We start from the raw sequence: 21,899 nt of genomic DNA, 5'->3' as shown, positions 1-21,899 counted from the left end.
CCTTCACCCGCATAAGGCATTGGGGTATTGCTCGCCTCGTGAGTTCTTGAACCGTCAAACCGAAACCTGATCCTGTCCGGTTTTTAAGGGGCAACTCCAGTCACCTGTCGCCGTGGCGATCGGCTTGATACTTTGAAAACCTCATCAACGCTGTGCTGATAAGAAGCTTCTTGACGTTGGCGTCTGTGCTTGCAAGGATGTCCTAGATATCATTCGTGCGGGCCCTCGCTTTGCCGATCTGCTTCAACAGATGCAGCTGCAGATTGGTGGCTTGCTGGACCTTCGCGCCTGGCGCGATCGCCGTGGTGACCGACCTACTTGATGCGTTCGGCGGGCTCCGATAGGCGGCGGCATTGAACAGCATAGGCTTGACGAGGGTTTCCTTGTCGTTTCCTTGCGGACGTTGTCGACCTGCTTGTGGGTGTGATTGCCCAGCGCGGTCATGTCGACCACGGCGGCGTCGGGCAATGCGATGACGCCCTTGCGCTCGATCTGGATCGACCAGAGCTGTTCTTTCTGGCCACGCATCGTTACACCCGGCGCGACCGCGGCGTCGATCTTGGCCTTATCGCATCCGCCGTCAGGAGATGTTGCGGCGTCCGGATACCGGCTTCCTGATCATCGATCCGACCGTTCACATCTTGCGCGCCTCGTATGTCAGACCGTCGACAAAACTCTGCACGCTGGTCCTCAGCAAGTGGCATGACGAACAGCAGAACCTTGGTGACTATACGCAGACGTTGCAAAGAACGATTGATGAGGGACGTTCCGCACTCCAGATGCTGAGGAAACCGGGCATTCCCGCCAGATTGCCCTCCGGGATGGAGAGCGGACAAACCGGGACGCCCCATGGCGTTTGACTGCGGCGGCGGGCGCTGTGGTCAAGCCGCAAAATTCGACATAAACTGAACGCCGACCGCATTGATCCGCCGCCACCTCACCCTGCACAGAAAGCTGCGTCCGTCGGAAATGCGCAGCACAAAGACCTCAGGAACAGCGATCGCGTTTTCAACCGCCAGTCGTGCGCCAGTCGCCGAAATATCCTTTACCAAGCAATCTAGAGTCGAAGTGCCATGTCCAAGCACAATCGACGCTCCGAGGAAAGCCCTTGATCGCAAAGCTTGGCGCTTTATCATTTCCATGCTCGACATCCTTTCACCCCGGAGATGGCGAAAATGTCGCCGTATCATTGATGAATTTCAGATAGATCAGGCCGCTGTAAGTCTTCTCACTGAAACGACGGGGTTATCTTTATCGAGATGAAATTGGCGAAGTAATTCTGTCAGAATGGCCGCCTCTTGGGCGAGGCCGTGGCTGGCGGCAGTCTGCTCCTCGACCATTGCAGCATTTTGCTGAGTTCCTTGGTCCATGGCATTTACTGCCTTGTTGATCTCCTGTAACCCCGACGATTGCTCTCGAGCAGATGTCACGATCGCGTCTACGTGGCTGCTGATTTTCTGGACATCGCTGACGATGACCTGCAGTGCCTGACCCGTCTCGTTCACCAAGCTAACACCGTTTCGGACTTGCTCGCCCGATGTGGTGATCAGGGCCTTGATTTCCTTCGCTGCGTTCGCGGACCTTTGGGCAAGTTCGCGGACTTCCTGAGCGACAACTGCAAATCCCTTTCCTGCCTCGCCGGCTCGGGCGGCTTCTACGCCTGCATTAAGAGCCAACAGGTTGGTTTGAAAGGCGATCTCGTCGATAACGCCAATTATGTTGGAAATTTCACCGGAAGATTTCTTAATTCCCTCCATAGCTCCGACTGCCTTTGAAACGATACCACCGGAATTCTCAGCGCCTTCACGGGCACGCGTCACTAAGTGGCCTACCTCTTCTGCACGTCGCGCACTATCCCTCACTGTAGTGGTAATTTCCTCAAGAGCGGCCGCCGTCTCTTCGACCGAAGCTGCTTGCTGCTCAGTACGGCGAGCCAAATTGTCAGCAGAGGCTCGAATTTCAGTTGCCCCGCTATCGATCGCCATCGCGTTGCGACCAACAGTTGCAAGCGTATCGTTTAGTTTCGCGATAGAAGTATTGAAGTCGACGCGTAAACGGTCCAGATCTCCTGGAAAAGGGGTAATGATGCTTGATACTAGGTCCCCGTCGGCGAGACGTCCGAGACCACCTGCCAAAGATTGTACGGCGATAGAAACCTGTTCAGTCTCATGCATCTTAAGTTCTTCGCGAACTCGCCGTTCCTGCTCTGTAGTCATCTTGGTGTCGTCGGCTTCTCGTGAGAGGCGCGCACGTTCGATCATATTATCTCGGAAGACGGCAACGGCCGCGGCCATTTGACCGATTTCGTCCTTCCTGTCCTTTCCTAGGATTTCAGAAGATACGTCTCCACCCGCCAATTTCCTCATGGCCAAGATAATCTGGCCGAGTGGCTTTCTGACAAAAAGGCGAATTGCGGTGTAGAGCGCGAGCATGAGGACTCCAACAACTACGGCTCCGCCAATGCCTAAAAGCCTTGTTAGATCCCAAACGGCACCAGTGATGGCGCTATGAGGTATATCAACAACCAGTGTCCAAGTTGCGTCTGTTCCTGGTATGGGAAAGCTATAGAAGAGGCGATCATAGTCTTCCGGCATAGAGTTATCATGGATATCGGTTATTGTGTTTACAGCACTTGATTTGGATTCCCTCGCTGAGAGATTGACATTATTTTCGTCGTAGCTGGCCAGAGTCATTTTTGCATTTGGTGCCACAAGCCATGTATTAGATTGAGATAGAAGAAGCACCCGACCTCCACCAAAAGGCCGAAGAGCTTGTAATTTCTCATTTAGCGTGGACAGCGAAATATCAATTCCAGCTATTCCAATCAATCGACCTTCAATAGAAACAGGATAAGTCAAGGATGTCATGATTGTATTGGTGCTTGTATCATTGAAAGGTGCAGTAATCGCTCCTCTGCCTGTCTTAGCTGATAGCGTCCACCATTCCGCCGAGTAGTCATTTTTGAATGTCATTTGCTCAATGCCGCCGCCGGCGTTTTTGAACCAAGAAACCACGAAAATGCCGTTCTCGTTTAAAAGCGCAGTCGGATCCTTGGACGGAATGAACTTGTCCGGCCCTTCACAGAACCAGGAGGTGAAAGCAAGATCGTTCATCTCAACATTTGCTTTTAGCAAATCTGTGATTGTTCTTCTGTCGAAAGACTGGCTATGTAGTCCGCGCGCCAGGACACCGGACATTGATCTTGTCGCGCTCGTAAGCTCTCCGATGCTACCGGCCACCTGATTTGCAATTGCCTTGGCCTCAGTTTCCGCCTGCTGCATGACAAGAGCTCGGACCGAATCTCTAACGTTAACAATCGCGTAAAGGTTCGACGCGACCAGTAGAAATAGGATCGCCAATGCTGCCGAAAGCATTAGTTTCGTAGAGATTGATTTGATCTGTACCATCGCAAAACCTGTACCAGAACTAAAACCACTTGAAAGATTTCAAGGAAGGTTTGAAATTGTATTTTGCCGTCATAGCAAAATCGCAAGGTCGATGAGCACTGGAGATAGCGCTCGGCAATTGCGATTTTCTTGGCTTAAAGTTAATTTATTCTTGTTTTTGCGCGGTCTAGGTCATGAGATCTATGAATGATTCGAAAAGTTTAGAATCAATTTGATTGCTATCTTTGGTTGCAGTGCTCAGTTAGGCCACTTAACACGTGATCCTGATTCTCGATATGGCTGGATGGCATTCTTCGGCAGAGGTGATCCTGTAGGAAAACATCACTTTGATGTTCGCGCCGCTGCGCTACCCCCGAAACAGATCCTGCAGAAATGTCGGCAGTTCATGATTGACCCTTTGGCTGTCAAACCAGCTCTTCACATTCTATGACGGCATTCTTGACGACTGCTGCGAGCTTGAAGCGAGCTCATCGATTAACCGCGGAAAATCGCCCCAATCGTAGTGCGCGATTGGCCATATCCATTCTGATCGACGCCGGTTGATATGAAAGTTGCAATGAGCTGAAGGCTAATTTAGGACTCGTTCACCTGATCGCCCCATCGGCGTTGCTCTCCATCGAAACCCTCAATTATCTGAGCTTTTAACCCTGCCACTTAGCGACAAGCGGACCCGTCGCCCAATCAGCCAGACGACTATGATAATCAATGGAATTAAGGTTGGGAAAGCACTTTTAATCCAGTGTCCAGAAGGATAAATTTCAACTATTCCTTCGAAAAAAGTCTTTAATATGCCCAGGGCGTAGTAACTTATGGCGATGATTGAAAACCCTTCGACTGCCTGTTGTAGTCGAGTTTGAATAGCAACACGGCGCTCCATAGATTCCAGCAGTTGGGCATTTTGCTGCTCTAGCTCGACCTGAACGGATGTCCGCAGCAACTCACTGGCTCTTGCAATCCGCATCGCCGTATTTTCCACTCGCTTGTCCGCCTGCTCACAAGATCGAATGGCTGGACGGAACCGGCGATCGATGAAAACCCCAATGCGTTGATGCCCCTCAATGCGCTCTTCGCGAAGTTCTTCAAGGCGCCTGAACACCAATTCCGCGTAGGCCGCGGTGGCGCTGAACCTCTCGCGAGTAGTGATCGACAAATGTAGCAGGCTGGCGGACAATTTTGCCAAGTCCGCAAGAAGGATGTCCTGCTTGCGATCAGGCAAGCCCAGTAGATCCATTATGTCGCGGAGGCCGTTCTCGTACTCGACACATTGCAAGAATGCAGATTGAGAAAGCGGCAGTGAAAGCAAAGCCATCATTCTGTAGTTCTCGATCTCTAGCAATCGCCGGACCATCCGACCCGTTCGATATGCATTCAATCGGCGATTTAGCAGGATCATCCGGGTCGATCCGTTGTCCCCCATCCGGAAGGTCGACCAAACCTCGGCATCCCCTCCTCCGACAGAGGACGCCACCATGTCTTCACTGTCCACCAACTGTTGAGCTGCCGGGTTATTGTCGAAAGGGCAGACGAACACTTCGACGGCGGCGATGCGTTGACCGGGCATAAGATCGGTCAATTCTCGCCAGAGCGGGTCTGGCGTTGGATGCGTATCGGGATTTCCATCCCATGCCACGACGTGCGTTGCAGAGACGAATTCCGTGTGCATTTCCCACTTTATCTTCCCGTTCGGCGTCATCGCGATGCCGCTCTTGCCGTCACGTGTTCGGTTAGCATCCAGAGCGAGAATTTTTTCTGGAATCTGAATCGACGAGGCTTTTACATAAAATGCCTCGTGCCATACAAAGGCTGGTGCCTCAAAGTACAACGACGGGCGAGAATGAAGTTCGTTGTGCAGCTGACGGCGTAGTGGGTGGTCCAGCTGCATGGATGTGCCGTTCGTGTCTTGTGTCGGCAGAGATGTCATGGGAAAAGCCCGCGCGTTTTCTTGGCGCGCATAACTTTCTCAACCCCGATCGCCAGTGCTGCGCTGCGATGGGAGATGTTGTCGGCTTTTGCCCTCCGCAGCACCTGCTGATATGAATGTTGAAGTGTCTTATAAAGCCGGTCCATCACTTCAGCTTCCGTCCAAAAGAACTGCTGAAGACCTTGAACCCATTCAAAGTAAGACACTATCACGCCGCCTGCGTTGCATAGGATATCTGGAATGACGAAAATCTCGTCGCGTCGTTGCTCCAGAATATGATCGGCCTCCGGTGTCGTCGGCCCATTAGCACCTTCGGCCAGAATCCTGCATCGAAGACTCCCCGCATTATCAGCGGTGATGACGCGCTCCATCGCGGCTGGCACCAGAATATCGCACGTCTGCACAAGAAGATCCTGGGGATCGATCATCGACTCGTTTGAAAATCCTCGTAGGACCCGAAACTCGCGAACGTGTCGTTCGAGGGCCTCGATATCGAAGCCGCGTGTATCAAAATAGGCTGCAGTATGGTCGCTCACGCCGATAATCTTGACGCCCTGGCTGGCGAGGGTTGAGGCCGCAACCGACCCCACATTGCCAAACCCCTGCACAATTGCAGTGGCACCTGACGCGGAGAGACCAATGTTCTCCATTGCGCGCGCAACCAGATATGCGACGCCGCGGCCTGTTGCCTCACGACGTCCAAGGGTTCCACCGGTTTCGACCGGCTTGCCTGTCACGATTTCACTTACAGTCTTGCCCTGATACGAGGAATACGTATCCATGAACCATGCCATGACCTGTTCGTTCGTCCCCATATCCGGTGCCATGACATCCGTATGAGGGCCAACAAAGGGTATCATTTCCTGCATATAGCGGCGTGACAAAGCTTCGAGTTCGCGCGAGGACAATGAATTGGGGTCGACAGAAACACCGCCCTTAGCCCCACCATAGGGAAGCCCTGCAAGAGCGCATTTCCAGCTCATCCATATCGCAAGTGCTGCTACCTCACCGATATCGACACTCGCTGCGAACCGTGTTCCGCCCTTCGTTGGTCCTAGGGTAAGATGATGCTGAACCCTATACCCTTGAAACACAGCAGTCGTGCCGTCGTCCCGATGGATAGGGCAGGAGACAACCAAGGCACGCTTGGGCATAAAGATTCTTGGGCGATCGTCAGAAGGAATGGCCAGATGATCGGCCACTGTTTGAAACTGCTGGGCAGCCATTTCAAAAACTTCGCCACTATAGGTGGTAGAACTTTGCATGATTATTGTCCAGAATTACGAAAGTTGCGCGGTTGCGTTTGCGATGCGTCTGCACGCGTCCTGAAGCTCTGCAAGCGACGTTGCGTAGGAAATCCGAAAATACGGCGCTAGGCCGAACGCCGTTCCGGGAACGACTGCAACTCCAACATTCCTTAGGAGATAATTTGCGAAATCACTGTCGCTCGCAATGATTTGTCCATCAGGCGCTCGTCTTCCAATAAGGCCTGCAACGCTGGAGAAGGTGTAGAACGCCCCCTCCGGAACGCGGCAGGTTATGCCTTGGATTTCGTTCAATGCGTTGACGACGAAATCCCGCCGTTGCTGGAAAGATCGTTTTCTCTCGGTCAGAATTTCCTGCGGGCCAGTCAATGCCTCCACAGCAGCGGCTTGGCTGACTGATGACGGGCAAGACGTTGACTGGCTTTGGACAACTGCCATCGATTTAATTAGTTCTGCCGGACCGCCAGCGTAGCCAATTCGCCATCCGGTCATCGCATAGGCTTTGGACACGCCATTGATGGTCAAAGTTCGGTCCCGAAGCCGTGGTTCGATAGCGACCGGCGTGACGAAGTTGAAGTCGTCATAAACAATATGCTCGTACATATCGTCGACCATCAGCCAGACCTGGGGATGGCCAAGAAGCACGTCAAGAATCGGGCGATATTGGCTTTCCGAATAAGCCGCCCCAGAGGGATTGGAAGGTGAATTTAACATAAGCCAACGCGTTTTGGGTGTGATCGCGGCTTCCAAATCCTCGGCAGACAAACGAAAACCATTTTTTTCGCTGCAGGGGACCAGCACCGGCCTGCCGCCGGCAATCAGCACGATGTCGGCGTAGCTCACCCAAAATGGTGTAGGGATAACGACTTCATCTCCAGGGTTCAAAGTCGCCATCATTGCGTTGTAGATGACCTGTTTGGCGCCGGCCGAAACGGTGATTTCACTCTGGTCGAATTCCAAAGCATTTTCTTTGCTAAACTTGTGGCGGATAGCCGCCTTGAGCTCTGCCGTGCCATCGAGAGCGGTATATTTGGTTTGGCCGGCGGCAATCGCCCGGATCGCCGCCTCCTTGATGTTGTCAGGGGTATCGAAATCGGGCTCGCCTGCACCAAGAATAATGACATCGCGTCCTTGGCGTTTTAGCTCATTTGCAAGTCCGGTGATTTTCAGGATTTCCGAAACACCGATTTGTGCCAATCGTTCTGCCGGCCTCGGTACGGGAATAATGGCTGCGTTATCCATTGCCGCCTCTCACTCGACGTCGAACTTTACACCCTGCGCAAGTGGCAAGGTGCGACCGTAATTGATCGTGTTGGTGGCTCGGCGCATATAGGCCTTCCAGGAGTCCGATCCGGATTCGCGACCGCCGCCGGTCTCTTTCTCTCCACCGAACGCACCACCGATTTCCGCTCCCGACGGACCAATGTTGACATTGGCAATTCCGCAATCGGAACCCCTCGCCGAAATGAACAGTTCCGCCTCACGGACGTCGTTTGTGAAGATCGATGACGAGAGGCCCTGGGGTACGGCATTGTGCAATGCAAGGACTTCATTGAAATCGTAATACTTCATGACGTATAGAATTGGGGCGAAGGTTTCGTCCTCAACAGGTCCTTCCTGCTGTGGCATCTCGACCAAAGCTGGTTGAACATAGTATGCGTCGGCATTGCCGACATCTTGCCGTTCGCCACCTGTTACGGCTCCTCCAGCGGACTTCGCTGCATTGAGGGCCGATTGCATTGCGTCGAACGCCCCCTTGTCGATTAGCGGGCCGACGAGATTGCCGTCCAATGGATTGCCAACCGGGACGGACGTGAAAGCCTTCTTGAGACGTTCAACTAGGCTATCGTACACGTCCTCGTGCACAAACAGACGTCGAAGACTTGTGCAACGCTGTCCCGCAGTTCCCATCGCTGCAAATGCAACGCCGCGCAATGTCAGATCAAGATCGGCCGTGGGTGTAACGATGGCAGCATTGTTGCCACCCAGTTCGAGGATGGCGCGGGCGAAGCGTTGAGCAAGCTTGGGACCGACCGTGCGTCCCATTGCCGTAGATCCCGTGGCTGAGACGAGCGGCACCTTGTGGTCGGTGACGAGAATTTCGCCGACTTCCCGGTTGCCGAAAAGAATTTGCGACAAGCCTTCCGGTGCCTCGCTGCCTCCCACGTTGAAGCGTTCCAACGCACGATTGAAGATCGCCTCGGTTGCCAACGCGGTTAACATCGTTTTTTCCGACGGTTTCCAAACGACGCTGTTCCCGCAGACGATAGCGAGAGCCGCATTCCATGCCCATACCGCGACTGGAAAGTTGAAGGCGCTGATGATGCCGATAACGCCAAGCGGATGCCACGTCTCCATCATACGATGCTCGGCTCTTTCGGTCGCAATAGTCAGGCCATACAATTGACGGGAAAGACCGACTGCGAAATCGCAGATATCGATCATCTCCTGGACCTCGCCCAGACCTTCTGAGGTGATCTTGCCGACCTCTATCGAAACCAGGCGGCCGAGAGCGCTTTTGTTTGCTCGTAGCTCGTCGCCGAGTAGACGGATCAGTTCGCCTCGTCTTGGCGCAGGGACGTTTCTCCACGCGAGAAAGGCTTCATGTGCCCTGTTCACCCGGTTGGATGCGTCCGCGACCGTAATCTTCCTGACGTTGCCAAGCGTCTCGCCCGTAATAGGCGAACGAGTGCGAATTTCACCGGCTGCGTAAGCATCTGGCGCAACCCCAAGCTCCGTAAGAAGTTGCTCGGTTTCCGTTTTCAGAGATAAAATCGAACCGACTCTTGGCTGATGGTCGAGACCCGTGGACATATGCGTTCCTTCCGTTCTTTTCAGATTGCGACTAAGTTGTTGTTCATATTGCACGCGATGATGCACCGCTGGTCAGGCATATCTTTCAATACGCGCAGCAGAGCCTGAACCGGGTGCTGGGGCTTTGTTTTCGTGATACGCTCGGTCTGGCAGCGGCATGAGAAACCGGTCATCAACGGGATATCTCCGCTACCGTCGCCCAGTTTGCGTGCCCAACTCATTTGGAACAATTCGTCAGACATCCCCGCATGCTCGATCTCATGCCCGAACATTCCGGCCATGCCGCAGCACCCGGTCGCAATGGTTTGGGCCGTCATGCCAAACGTTTTGAGCACACTGGTCCAAAGGCTGGAGGTGGCAGGCTTGGAAGTCTTTTCCATGCAGTGAAGAAAAAGCGCGTAGCGCGAATTCGGACCATCGATCACCTTAGGGGCAATCGCCCCTGACCGGATTTCCTGATGAAGAAATTCCTCGATCGACAGTACGGATCGATCCAGAGCGACGTCTGGACGGAATGCCTTGTATTCGTGATCCTGCATCAGGGTCGTGACAGGCTCGATGCCGACAACCGGAACGCCCGTCTTGATCAATTGGCTCTGGTGTGCAACCGCAGCACGGGCAATCTTTTCAAAGACGTCGAGCTTGCCAAGAACATGCGCGGCTTTTCCGTTCGACTTTGGAGCTGCGCGCCAGACCGTATATCCTAGTTGACCAAGCAGGTCCACGGTTGCGTCCACGACCTTCCCATCGAAGGTGCTCGTGAATGTGTCCTCCAATAGGATAACCGTTCGGGCTTTGTCGTCGGCAGACAAGGCGGTTAGGCGCGTGAGGTCTCGCGGGCCTAGTGGTTTCGAGTGACTGGCAGGACGAATTCGTGGCAGATCGATAAGACCGATTAGCCTATCCGCGCCGATACTTGAAAATATTGACTGTGCGGCATTGGCCACGAATGGTAGCCGCCTGGCAATTTGAAACGCGCTTTCGCTGTGTGCAACGATGATGTGGCGAAGCGGACGTCTTCGATCCGCATAGTAGCGATGAAGGAATGTCGACTTCATCGCGGGTATATCGACCTTGATCGGACACTGGCTCGAACAGGCCTTGCATGAAAGGCACGTCGAAAAGCTGGCATGCAGCGCCTGTTCAATCGCTGGTAGATCGGTATTGGATTCGCCGTGCCGTTTAATCGATTCCAGGCGAGCCCATTCTCGAAGCAAAGCCGCCCTGCCCTTCGGCGACTGACTGCGATCACGTGTCACCTTATAGGAAGGACACATCGGATCGGCCTTGTCCCAGTTGAAGCAGGCTCCATTGCCGTTGCAGGCAACCGCGCGGTCATAGGTTTTTGCGAGATCGCTAGCAATCGATCGGTCGATTTGGCCACGTAGTGGCACGTTGTCGATCTTGTCGATTGTCTCTCCATCCGGAGCGGCAAGCTTGCCGGGATTGAACAGGTTCAGGGGATCGAATGCACCCTTGATTTTGCAAAGCTCGCGATAAAGGACTGGACCAAAGAAGAACGGGGAATACTCACCCCGAAAACCGCGTCCGTGTTCGCCCCAGAGCAATCCGCCATATTTTTTTGCAAGTTTCGCGACTTCATCGCTTATCGGGCGGATCAGAGCGGCATCACCCTTATCCCGCATGTTCAGCGCGGGGCGAACATGCAGGCAGCCCACATCGGCATGGCCATACATACCGTACGTCACCCCATGAGCATCAAGGATTTCGCGGAACTCTCTGACAAAGCCTGGCAGCCTTTCCGGAGGTACTGCTGCGTCTTCTACGAACGCCGTTCCCTGTTTGGTCGGCGAAAGGCGGCCCAGCAAGCCTACCGACTTTTCCCGAAGGGACCATAGCTCCGATATAAGATGAGGGTCAGTGACGATCGTCCAGTCGATGAATTCGTTCTGCCCACCGTTGAGCAGATCGACGAGCCGATCCAATTGCGCAGACAGCTGCATCTCGTCATCGGCAAGGAACTCAACGAAATTCAGGCCCCCAACTTTTACCGAAGAGCCTTTTCCCAAAACACTCTCGATTGAATTCCACACCGGATCTTGTTGAGCAAGAGAGAGAACTTTGTCGTCGATAATCTCCACGGCGGACGGATTGGCTTTAAGAAGATGTTGCACATCTTCAAGAGCGGTCTGGAAATGTTCATATCGGATCGGAACCAGCGCGCGCAAAGCTGGGCGCTTAAGGATCTTGAGCGTGATCGACGTGGTAATCGCGAGCGTGCCCTCTGACCCTGCCAGCAGGTACGACAAACGAATCCTGTTGTCCGCACCTACAATATTCTTCAGGTTGTAGCCGGTGAGGCCGCGGTTCATTTGAGGAAATGTCTTATCGATTTCAGCGGCATTCTGCGCAACGACGCGCAGCACTTCGCAATATGCATGCCCAATCAGATTTTCCTGCTTGGCAATTTCTGTCGCCTCCGCGAAATCAAGCGTCTTGATGGTCGATACCGAGCCATCTGAGAGGACGACCTGCATGGATTCGATGTAGTCGGACGTCTTACCAAAAATTCTGGATCCTTTTCCGGACGCGTCTGTCGCAACCATTCCACCAATTGTGGCTCGCGAGGCGGTGGAAACGGTGGGAGGAAAGAAATAGCCGTGTGGCTCGAGAAACTGGTTCAGCTGGCTGAGCACGACACCGGGTTGAACGGTGACGGAACCAGCAGAAATATCGAGCTCTTCGATCTGGTTCATATGCCGAGACGTATCAATAAGTACGCCCGTGTTTAGGGACTGTCCGTTCGTACCTGTTCCACCGCCACGGGCGGTAACCGTAATCTTCAAGGCATGCGCCTGCTCAACGACCGTCGAAATGTCATGTGCATTCTTTGGAAAGATGACCGCTGCGGGGCGAACCTGATAGATACTGTTGTCGGTCGAAAACACTGTGCGGGACCCGGCGTCGCCTGCCACATCGCCGGAAAACTCGGAACGCGAGAGAGAGGATAGAAGCTGTTCGATGGGCATGCTGTTACCGGTTCTCTCGCGCTCCCGCATATGTGTGATCCTTATGACGCCGACCGATGAGCCAACTCGGGATGCCCGAGAGCTTCAAAAGTCTGGTCGAGAGAACGCTGCTCGGCATGTGCATAGAGGTCGAGTTCATCCTGAACTGCCGATCCAAGGGCATTTTCAAAGGCCGAGCGGTTGGAGCGTTCCGAGTAGTTCTGCTGTGCATCTGTCCCGAGATTGGACTGAAAGATTCCCGCAGCGCTTACGGGCAGAAAATCTTCGTACACGATGGGATCGAAACGCACGTACCCTGCGTCTACCAACTCTCCGACGGTCGCCGGTAGCTGAAACCGCGAGGCGGCATACAGGCCTTTTTCAGTTGCGGAATAGCGGAAGAACGCAAGTTTTTCTTTCCTGAGTTCATCCCAGTCGTCTGGGAATTTTCCAAAGGTCTCGATGAGTTTGCTATCGTAATCGCCGGAATTTCCGCCACTGGAACCGACCTGTACGTCGTTGCGAACTGAGGCCAGCAAGTCGTCATAGAGCCTGCGCCCTTTGGCTGTCAGTGCAACGCCTCTCTGCTCGATCTCGCCGAAACGCGCTGTGTGAGTTCCCAGCTCGTTATCCGCCGCGAAATCCTCAAATTTTATGGTCTCCTCAAGGGCTTTGAAGCTGGTCTGGCGCAGCAGGATGGCGCATTTCCTCTTGGGCGGTCCCTCTATCACCGCCTTGGGAGAAATGCCTCGCGTGGGCATTCCTGCCTGAACGGCGTCGATGTCCAACGTTCGCGGCGTCAGGTGATTAATGTGAGGACCTTTAAAGCTGACGACGTCTGCGACCAGTCGGTGGGCATCATGCAGCCGGCTGTATATGTCGCGTGTCACCGTTGCGTCGCCATGCCAACGAAATGTCTCCAACACTTCTTCCACGAAGTTATTGGCGTCGCTATGAAAAAGCCCACCCTCTTTCTCGGCTTTGGAAACCAGTGCAAGTGCATGATCAGAGAATATCTTTCGGCGCGACAAGATCACGTCCGCTTGCTCGCGCAAGGCTTCGTCCTCGATGAGCTCAAGACGGAGTAGAGACGTAAAGACACGGAAGGGGTTGCGTCGCAGAGACTCGTCGTTCACTGGCCGGAATGCGGTCGAATGAACTGGAATGCCAGCCACCGACAAGTCGTAGTAGCCAACGGGATACATTCCCATAACGGCGAACACCCGACGAATATTGAAAAGTTCCCTTGGCGTCCCCAGACGGATCGCCCCATGGCGCTCTACGCTCAGGCGATCCAGTTCATCATTGCGCGTCAGCGCAGAAAGAAGAGCCGGCTCCTGCATCAGGGTCTCGCGATTTACCTCCTCCACAAGCTCCATTAGTGTTCCGTATTGCGGCACCTCGGCTCGATACATCTCTGACATCGCATGGGAGAAGCGATATCTAATCTCATCTTCAGGAACAAAATTATGCGACATTGTGGCCTCCTTGATCTGGATCGTCTCTATGCGCCGAGATCATCACATCGGAGATTAGTCGCGCTGTGCAGCTTGGAATTCAATCAAGCGATTGTTTAGATCTCATTCGAAAGTCGAATGACCAACGATCAGCGGTCAGACGCTGTCTGGGCCAGTATCCATTTCTTGAACGCTAGCAATGGTGGATGGGATGCCCGGTCGGATGGCCAAACAAGATAATAAGATTCGGTACTTTTCATTTGCACATCGAGTGCAAGTACGAGCGTTCCTTGGGCGAGCTCTTCTTCGATCAGGAATTTCGGCAACAAGGCAACGCCAACGCCGGCGATTGCCGCCTGGGCCGCGGTGGCAAATTGATCAAAAAGCATGCCATGAACGCTGTCAGGCTTCACTCCGTTCTGAACCATCCATCTTTCCCAGGCATCCGGGCGACTGGCGAGATGCAGAAGGGGAGCGTTTTTGAGATCAGACGGTTCTTCGAACTTGTATTGATTGAGGAGCCGTGGGCTGCAAGCCGGAACCACAATTTCGTAGCGAAGCATGACTAGCTCGCCACCGGGCCACTCTGCCCGCCCAAAATGGATGGCTGCATCCGCCGGTTCCAGCCTAAAATCGAATGTGCTGATTTTGGTTACGAGATTGACTGTAATGCCGGGATTGTTTGCCAGAAAATCTGGTATCCTCGGAGCCAACCAACGTGTGCCGAATGTGGGCAGAATAGCAAGGTTCAGTGTGCCGCCATAGGGGTTGGCTCTAAGATTGAGAGATGCGTTGCTGATCTTGCGGAGTGCGTCACGGATCTCACGGGCATAAGCCTCTCCGCCAATCGTCAGTCGGATCGTTTGCTTCTCCCGATGGAAAAGATCAACGCCGAGCTGTTCCTCAAGAGCAAGTATCTGGCGGCTGACCGCACTCTGAGTGAGATTGAGCTCTCTAGCGGCCGCGGTTACGCTTCCCGTTCGGGCAGCCGCTTCGAAGGCAGACAGCAGGGACAAAGAAGGAAGAAAGCGACGCGGTACCTGCAAACCGCCCTCCCTACAGTCTAACATCAGTAAAATGTGCAACCTGGGCACCGAGTTCGTAATATGCCTCTTTCAGAGCACGGAATGCCTGCGCTTTTGGTTCGGTCGTTGGCAAAGGCAGTTCATCATCGCTCATTTTGCCCGAAATGTAAGACGCAAGCACGCGGCCAAAAGTGGTTCCAGGTGCGATCCCCCGCCCATTGTATCCGCTAAATCCGATCACGTTTTCATCAAACTTGTGGAACCGAGGGACGGCATCCGATGTCATGCCAATGTGTCCGAACCAGGCGGACTCAAAATCCACCTCACCTAACTGAGGAAAGACTTTCTTTAAGGAGCGCCTGGCCCAAGCTTCATGAACAGAGTGGCCCGTATTTCGAAGCGCGCCAACACTTCCAAATATCAGGCGGCCGCTTTGGTCCATGCGAAAAGACGAAAGGATTTCCTTGGTATCCCAGCACCCTTCCCGATTGGGGAGGATCGTCTTGCGCAGGTTGTCCGAAAGCGGGGCAGTGGCAAAATTGAAATAGGGTAGATGGACTTGCTCGGCTCGGACAATTTTCCACGGACCTGTGGAGTAAGCATCTGTCGCAACGACCACCCATTTGGCCACGACTGATCCTTTTTTGGTTTTTACCAACCAACCGTCGCCCTGTCTCTGTGCTTCGATCACCGGGCTGTTGTGAAAGATCCTTGCGCCTGCGTTCATCGCTGCTTGCGCAAGGCCCCTGACATAGGCAAGTGGCTGAAGTGTTCCCGCTCGCGGGTCAAACAATGAGCCCGAATATGCACTTGAGCCAGTGCGCCGCGCTGTTTCCTCGGCATCGAGAATTTCAAGCGGCGCACCGCGCGAAACCCATTGTCTTTGCCGTTCTTGAATCTCCTGCACGCCGCCCTGACCAACAGCAAGATGCAGTGTTCCGTTTTTTTCCAGCTCGCACTGAATGTCATGGGCTTCGATGATGCTGCGAACGAGAGAGGGTGCCTCAGACAGAAGCTTGAGACATCTTTCCCCATACACAGGCCCAAGGACGCTAGGAATGTCATCCGGCATAACCCACATTCCACCGTTGATCAGGCCGACGTTTCTGCCAGATCCTCCAAAACCCAGGTCGAATGATTCCAGCACGACCGCGGAGATTCCTAACTGCGCAAGGTGAAGCGAAGTGGAAAGTCCCGTGAAACCTCCACCGACGATGACCACATCCGATTGAACCAAGTCGTTCAGTTCAGATGTGACTGGTGCGGGCGGAGCTGTCTTTTCCCAGAGGCCATGTGTTGTCGCGTTGCTGCTCATAAGGACCTCCGAAGTAAATTTACTACAGCTTCACGCTACCTGATCGCCTTGAAGTCCAAAAACCACGTTTCCTCCAGACATCATTCCATTCCAGAATGATCGAGATTTTGCCCAACTAATTCGAAGCTACAATGTAAGTCGCCGCAGCAGTCAAATTTCGATGCAAATTTGGTTTTGAAAGGCAGGCCACCTCACCGCATGCGGTCTCTGCATTGGTTGATTTCAGCGTAAAATGTGCAGAAAGCAGCCGTCTTTCAATTGAATTCGATACGTGCGTTCCAATCAAGTATATGTAAAAATTACATATTATCCTTGACGTTCCCCTTAGCCATATTTTTTGTTCAGAAGGTCTTCACATAAAACCTTTTAGGTGTAAGGTATTGTCATAAGACCTTTAAAAAGGCAGAAACATGGCCGTAGGCGAGGGAGGAAATCTTGCTAGTCAATAATACCCAGCACAGAATTCAGCAGCACATCATACCCTTTGGAAATCACTTCACTTGGGCGCGTGTTACTACAGCGACACAAGAGCGCCCTGAATTGCCCCCTGTTATTATCCTTCATGGGGGACCTGGTCTCTCGCACGACTACTGCCTTCCCATGGTCGATCTGTGTCGGGATGGTCGTGCGGTGATTCATTACGATCAAATCGGAGGTGGTCGGAGCACTCATGTCGGGAATGCACCTGCGGAGTTCTGGACAGTTGATCTGTTCGTGGAGGAACTCAAAAATCTCGTCGACTACTTCGATCTCCGGCAGGGATTTCACATTCTCGGCCAATCCTGGGGTGGTATGCTCAGTCCGGAATACGTTCTGCGCCATCCTGATGGCGTCCTGAGCATGACGTTATCGAACGCTCCGGCGTCCATGCCGCTGTGGACACAGGGAACGGCTGCCCTTCTCTCCAATTTACCCGCAGAGATCCAAACGCTCGTCCATTTTCACGAGGCAGCCGGCACGACCGACTCCGCTGAATATCAGGCCGCGGTCGAAACATTTTATCATCGGCATCTTTGCCGTATCCAGCCGATGCCCCAAGTCCTACAGGACAGTTTCGAGCGGTTGGCGGCTGATCCCACGGTTTACCACACAATGGTTGGCCCGAGTGAATTCTCAGCCGTTGGAACCCTGAAGAATTGGTCGGTCGTTGACCGGTTGCACCATATATCGGTGCCGTCGCTGGTGCTCGCCGGCGAGTTCGACGAAGCCACTCCGATGGCGTGGGAACCGTTTGCCTCCCTTCTGCGAGACGTCGAAACGCACGTCTTCGGCGGTGCCAGTCACACACCGCACCTTGAAACCCCGGCCGAATATTTTGCCGTGGTGAGCAAGTTTCTAGGCAAGCATGATCCGCAACACAATTAATTAAAACAGGGGAACTACGAGAATGCAACAAGCACAAACACCTGTCGCTTCAGCAAACACACTGGAATCGCTAGGCTATCACCAAGAACTCCAGCGCACGATGTCACTGACAGATGTGGTGGTTTACGGCCTCATCTATATGGTCCCAATGGCGCCTATTGCCGTCTTCGGGCTGATTTCCAATTTTTCGTTGGGCATGACCGCGCTGGTCTATTTGGTTGCAGCGGTGGCCATGGTTTTCAGCGCGCTCTGCTATAAAGAGATGGCAAAACGTTACCCAGTTGCGGGATCGGTCTATTCCTACGTCCGTTTCGGGATAAACGGTTACTTCGGTTACTTGGCGGGCTGGGCCATTCTGCTCGACTATCTCCTTCTACCCGCTCTTTTGTCCGTTTTTGCGGCAAGCGCCATGACGGGGCTCTGGCCGGTCATCCCGATGTGGGTCTGGGTCGCGGTATTCGTTTTGCTGGCCGCTGCCGTCAATCTGGGTGGCATCACGCTCACAGCGACGGTGAACAAGATCTTCTTGGCGATCCAACTGGTCGTGATCGCTGTCTTTGTCGTTGCTGTCGGGATCGATCTGGCCAACGGGCATGTGGTGCTTTCCCTTACGCCGTTATTCAATAGCGCCACCTTCTCCTGGACCATCGTATTCGGGGCTATCCCCATCGCGGCGCTCAGCTTCGTCGGCTTCGATGCCATCTCGACCCTCAACGAAGAAGCAAAGGGCGGAGGCGAAACAGTTTCGCGTGCGACGATGATCGTGCTCGTGGCCGTGACCATTCTGTTCATTCTCCAGGTCTATCTCGCATCGCTCTACGTTCCGCTGGGAACGACATTTGCAGAAGGCGATGCCACCAACAACGCCTTCTACAATATCGCAGGCCAGGCAGGTGGTGATTGGCTGCGTATTGTAGTTACGCTGACATCGGCGCTGATCGCGATCTTCGCCAACTCCATCGCCTCGCTTGCGACCTCTTCGCGTCTGATTTTCAGCATGGCGCGCGACCGGCAGTTGCCGGGCTTGTTCGCATCCGTCAGCAAGCTGAAAAACGTTCCACGGAATGCAACTCTGTTGATCACCGGATTGTCCTTGATCATCGGCATCTTCGGTGCGGAAAATCAGGGATTGCTGACGACGCTTGTAACGTTCGGCGCTCTGACGGCCTATATCCTCTTGAACCTCGCCGTCCTTTTCCGTTTTGGTATCATCGATCGCAGCACTAAAGTTTTCCTTCACTGGATATCGCCGATCGCCGGCACGGTCATCCTCGCGTACGCGTTGTGGCATGCTGATGTGCATGCTCAGATCGTCGGATCAATTTGGATGGCGGTTGGTGTGGCCATCGCTCTCGTCCTACGCTTTGCTGGACGTCTCGAAGCGACGGGACAGACAGCGGTCTAATACATGAGCGGGCGACCAGTCTCCAAGAGACAGCGGAAGCTTTCTTGCCATCGGTACGAGAATGTACCGATGGCGCAGGTATAGTGGTGCATCACCGGCAGCGCATATTTTTCCACTACCGGCGTCCCGAAGATTTGACGCCGCCGGAACCTATCAGGTTGCAGTCGCAACGACGCGACGGTAAACCGGGCGACGATATCCGAGCGAAGGCTGGTTTACTGCATGAGTCACGCGGAAAATAGCGAAGAAATCCTGGCCGTTTTGGACGCGATCGGTGGTGGTGTAACCATAACGACTGCGCGCCGAGAACTTGCCGACCGCATCATAGCTGCGATCGCAGTTGGTGCCTATTCGCCGGGCGAGCAGCTTCCATCAGAGCGAGAGCTTGCTGAGCGGCAGGGCGTCAGCCGCGTTACTGTCCGGGGCGCAATCGAGATCGTTCGGGAAAAGGGACTGCTGAGCTCCCGGCGTGGTCGCGGTGGAGGAACATTCGTTACCGACATCAATGTCGACCAGGTCGCACCGGGGACCACGCGCCGTGTCTTAGAAGATGAAGTTCCGAGGCTTAAAGCCTTCATGGACTTTCGCTGTCTTATCGCCGGACTTGAAGCAAGGACTGCAGCTGAGCGACGGACACCTCGGCAAGCCGAGAAACTGATATGCATTCTGGCTGATTTTTGCGCTACCGATGATACATCGGAGGCGCGCAAGATCGACGTCGAACTTCATAAGTTGATCACCGTCATGGCGGCAAATGAACAACTTGCAGCCGTCACTGCCCAACTTCATGCACGGGCAACAATGGGGTTTGGCGCCGAACCCTATCCACCGCAGTACCTGCAGCGGGCTCGTTTGGAACACTCCGATCTTGTTCATGGTATCGTTGAGCAAGATTTGGAGGGTGCATATCAAGCTGCATATAGGCACTTCTCCTTGACACTAACGATCGCACAAGATGCCTTTGAACAATCCTTGGCGTCGATTGCTTGACTGGGTTGCCGTCACAATCGGTGACTATGGCGTTCGATTCCCTTCATTATAAAAGAGTGGTGGAAGATTCGCGCTCAGGACAAGTTGGATGCGAAGGGCTTTTTCGAACCGACTTCCCTGTTTTAGCCGAAGTGTTTACGCTCAAGTTCCTTCGCGGTAAAAGGGCGAGTATAATTTCTCTCTAAACGAATTCTAGTTGGTCAATCACTATGGAAACATTGGAAAACAATCTCGAGAATTGCCCGGTCCGCGATGTGCTGCACCGTGTTTCTGATCGATGGAGTATGCTCGTACTCTTAGTATCTCGAGCAGGGAACATTGCGGTTTTCCGAACTGCGGAACAGAATTCCGGATATTTCTCAGCGAATGCTGTCGCAGACAGTCCGGCGATTGGAGTTGGACGGTCTCGTCAAACGCACGGTTTATCCCGTCGTACCACAGCGTGTTGAATATGAGCTGACGCCACTCGGACGTTCGCTGCTCGTGCCGGTCAACCTCATGAAGGACTGGGCTGAAGCCAATCATGATGCCATACGGCAATCGAGGGCTACCGGACGCCCCAGCGCGCTGTAAGCCCGACGATAAGCGAACTCTATAAGTAGTTCACTTCAGACTGGCCAGAAATTTAAGAATAATGGCGTTCACTTCCGCAGGGCGTTCGTTCTGTATCCAATGCCCCGCCCCCTCGAGGAAGACCGCGGCCGGCCCGCCAGAGTCTCGCGCCATTGCTTCGGCGCGAGCGCGGTTGCCGGGAAAATTCACAACTGTGTCGCGGGTTCCGCCAATGTAGGCGGCTGGCACTGGCAGCTTCATACCCATCCACGGTGCCGTCAATTCCCAGTCGTAAGTGGCGACGTAGGTCTGAAGTTCCTGCTTGCTCATAAAGCTCAGCGGGCCTGGAGGCGTCGGCAGAGTATCGGTTGACGTGCCGTCCTTCGGGACGATCATCAACAACGGCTTTTGGGTGACGTAGTCACCGGAATTGGCAAAGAACAGACGCGTTAGGCTCTTGCCAACATCTGCCTCGAGATCGTTCTCGGCCACGTCAGGCTTTTGGAAATAGTTCATGTAGAAACCGGCTGGCAGCCGCTCGGCCAGCAGTTCGATGTTGCTGCGCAGGCCACGGGGTGCATAGGGCATCGACAGGCCGACGACGCCTCGGATACGATCCGGCCGCATCAATGCCGTATGGTATGCAGCAGTAGTGCCTGCGTCATGTCCCACGACAACAGCCTTTTCGATACTCAATGCGTCCATCACGCCGATGACATCGCCGACCGTGTGCGCAACCGTGTAGTCGTCCACGTTTGCCGGCGCATCGGTTTGACCATGGCCGCGCATGTCTAGTGCGATCGCCCGAAAGCCGGCGGCGGCGACAGCCGGCATCTGATGGCGCCACGAAAACCAAAGCTCGGGAAAGCCATGCAGAAAGACTACCGCAGGCCCCTCGCCCATCTCCGTGTAGTGCAGCTGGATTCGGTTCGTCGTTATGAAGCCATGGCGGACACCCCGCAGTTCAACCGTGTTCGTGCGATTGGTCGCCGGGGTCGAGTTTGCCTCTTTAGCCAGTCCTGCACCGTATACTAACGAATAGGCAGTGAACTGCCCCCACTTTCGACCGGACACTCAGCATAAGCAGGAAGGCTCAAGCACAGGCTTGAGGATAGGCTTATGTCTAACGAGTTTCGACAGGTTGATCTGATGATCGGTGACGTCCGGCGGCGACGCTGGACAACGGAACGCAAACTGCAGATCATCGAGGAAAGCTATGCCGCCGGGGAAACCGTTTCCTCCGCGGCGCGGCGGCATGGAGTTGCGCCAAATCTTCTGTATCGCTGGCGCAGGCTCCTGAGCGAGGGAGGTGCGGTGGCCGTGGATTCTGACGAGCCAGTGATCGGCAATTCCGAGGTGAAGAAGCTGGAAGATCGAGTGCGCGAGCTTGAGCGTATCCTCGGGCGCAAGACGT

General features: G+C 54.0%; 17 protein-coding genes. 6 read left to right on the top strand and 11 right to left on the bottom strand.

From position 1 onward, the window contains the following. Positions 1–417 precede the first annotated feature (417 nt). Positions 418–618 carry a hypothetical protein gene (locus A6U86_RS35305; protein ID WP_136686641.1) on the top strand — a complete coding sequence of 67 codons (201 nt, stop codon included), beginning with the start codon at positions 418–420 and terminating at the stop codon, positions 616–618. 263 nt (positions 619–881) lie between these two features. Here A6U86_RS35305 and A6U86_RS25250 read toward each other — a convergent pair whose 3' ends face one another. From A6U86_RS25250 to A6U86_RS25205, 10 genes are all read right to left on the bottom strand, one after another. Further along, complete coding sequence (locus A6U86_RS25250) at positions 882–1,142, bottom strand: PilZ domain-containing protein (protein ID WP_244510102.1); 261 nt, start codon at positions 1,140–1,142, stop codon at positions 882–884. Positions 1,143–1,208: 66 nt separating this feature from the next. Beyond that, positions 1,209–3,281, bottom strand: coding sequence for a methyl-accepting chemotaxis protein (locus tag A6U86_RS25245; protein WP_158008784.1), 2,073 nt, complete (start codon positions 3,279–3,281; stop codon positions 1,209–1,211). 751 nt (positions 3,282–4,032) lie between these two features. Continuing rightward, positions 4,033–5,328 carry a DUF3422 domain-containing protein gene (locus A6U86_RS25240; protein ID WP_244510101.1) on the bottom strand — a complete coding sequence of 432 codons (1,296 nt, stop codon included), beginning with the start codon at positions 5,326–5,328 and terminating at the stop codon, positions 4,033–4,035. Next, a complete protein-coding gene (locus A6U86_RS25235) occupies positions 5,325–6,593 on the bottom strand; it encodes a Glu/Leu/Phe/Val dehydrogenase (RefSeq protein ID WP_068396786.1) in 1,269 nt (422 codons plus the stop codon). The genes A6U86_RS25240 and A6U86_RS25235 overlap by 4 nt, the downstream gene beginning before the upstream one ends. Positions 6,594–6,608: 15 nt before the next feature. After that, the gene (locus A6U86_RS25230) at positions 6,609–7,835 is read right to left on the bottom strand and encodes a pyridoxal phosphate-dependent aminotransferase (RefSeq protein ID WP_068396783.1); all 1,227 of its coding nucleotides are present in this window, start codon (positions 7,833–7,835) and stop codon (positions 6,609–6,611) included. Positions 7,836–7,844: 9 nt separating this feature from the next. Beyond that, positions 7,845–9,407 carry an aldehyde dehydrogenase family protein gene (locus A6U86_RS25225; protein ID WP_068396780.1) on the bottom strand — a complete coding sequence of 521 codons (1,563 nt, stop codon included), beginning with the start codon at positions 9,405–9,407 and terminating at the stop codon, positions 7,845–7,847. A gap of 20 nt (positions 9,408–9,427) precedes the next feature. After that, the gene (locus tag A6U86_RS25220) at positions 9,428–12,397 is read right to left on the bottom strand and encodes an FAD-binding and (Fe-S)-binding domain-containing protein (protein WP_158008783.1); all 2,970 of its coding nucleotides are present in this window, start codon (positions 12,395–12,397) and stop codon (positions 9,428–9,430) included. A gap of 41 nt (positions 12,398–12,438) precedes the next feature. Next, positions 12,439–13,854: a VOC family protein gene (locus A6U86_RS25215; RefSeq protein WP_068396774.1), complete on the bottom strand. Its 1,416-nt coding sequence runs from the start codon at positions 13,852–13,854 to the stop codon at positions 12,439–12,441. A gap of 128 nt (positions 13,855–13,982) precedes the next feature. Next, the gene (locus A6U86_RS25210; protein WP_198929092.1) at positions 13,983–14,879 is read right to left on the bottom strand and encodes a LysR family transcriptional regulator; all 897 of its coding nucleotides are present in this window, start codon (positions 14,877–14,879) and stop codon (positions 13,983–13,985) included. Positions 14,880–14,889: 10 nt separating this feature from the next. Next, the gene (locus tag A6U86_RS25205; RefSeq protein WP_068396769.1) at positions 14,890–16,173 is read right to left on the bottom strand and encodes an FAD-binding oxidoreductase; all 1,284 of its coding nucleotides are present in this window, start codon (positions 16,171–16,173) and stop codon (positions 14,890–14,892) included. A gap of 435 nt (positions 16,174–16,608) precedes the next feature. On the opposite strand from A6U86_RS25205, the gene A6U86_RS25200 reads away from it, so the two are divergent. The 4 genes from A6U86_RS25200 to A6U86_RS25185 all read left to right on the top strand — a co-directional run bounded on the left by A6U86_RS25200 (position 16,609) and on the right by A6U86_RS25185 (position 20,506). Then, positions 16,609–17,538 carry a proline iminopeptidase-family hydrolase gene (locus tag A6U86_RS25200; protein ID WP_198929091.1) on the top strand — a complete coding sequence of 310 codons (930 nt, stop codon included), beginning with the start codon at positions 16,609–16,611 and terminating at the stop codon, positions 17,536–17,538. A 22-nt stretch (positions 17,539–17,560) separates the two neighbouring features. Then, the gene (locus A6U86_RS25195; protein WP_068396766.1) at positions 17,561–18,943 is read left to right on the top strand and encodes an APC family permease; all 1,383 of its coding nucleotides are present in this window, start codon (positions 17,561–17,563) and stop codon (positions 18,941–18,943) included. Positions 18,944–19,165: 222 nt separating this feature from the next. Continuing rightward, a complete protein-coding gene (locus A6U86_RS25190; RefSeq protein ID WP_068396763.1) occupies positions 19,166–19,933 on the top strand; it encodes a FadR/GntR family transcriptional regulator in 768 nt (255 codons plus the stop codon). A 318-nt stretch (positions 19,934–20,251) separates the two neighbouring features. Beyond that, positions 20,252–20,506, top strand: coding sequence for a helix-turn-helix domain-containing protein (locus A6U86_RS25185; protein ID WP_244510099.1), 255 nt, complete (start codon positions 20,252–20,254; stop codon positions 20,504–20,506). A gap of 30 nt (positions 20,507–20,536) precedes the next feature. On the opposite strand, the gene A6U86_RS25180 is transcribed toward A6U86_RS25185, so the two are convergent. Continuing rightward, a complete protein-coding gene (locus tag A6U86_RS25180) occupies positions 20,537–21,388 on the bottom strand; it encodes an alpha/beta fold hydrolase (RefSeq protein WP_068396760.1) in 852 nt (283 codons plus the stop codon). A 216-nt stretch (positions 21,389–21,604) separates the two neighbouring features. On the opposite strand from A6U86_RS25180, the gene A6U86_RS25175 reads away from it, so the two are divergent. Next, positions 21,605–21,899: transposase (locus tag A6U86_RS25175; RefSeq protein ID WP_068396796.1), on the top strand; the 295-nt coding region annotated here is incomplete at its 3' end.

The organism is Rhizobium sp. AC27/96, from assembly GCF_001692325.1.
In the GTDB taxonomy this organism is placed as follows: Bacteria; Pseudomonadota; Alphaproteobacteria; order Rhizobiales; family Rhizobiaceae; genus Rhizobium.
Note: the sequence above shows the minus strand (reverse complement) of the source record. Positions and strands in the feature narration are given on the sequence as shown.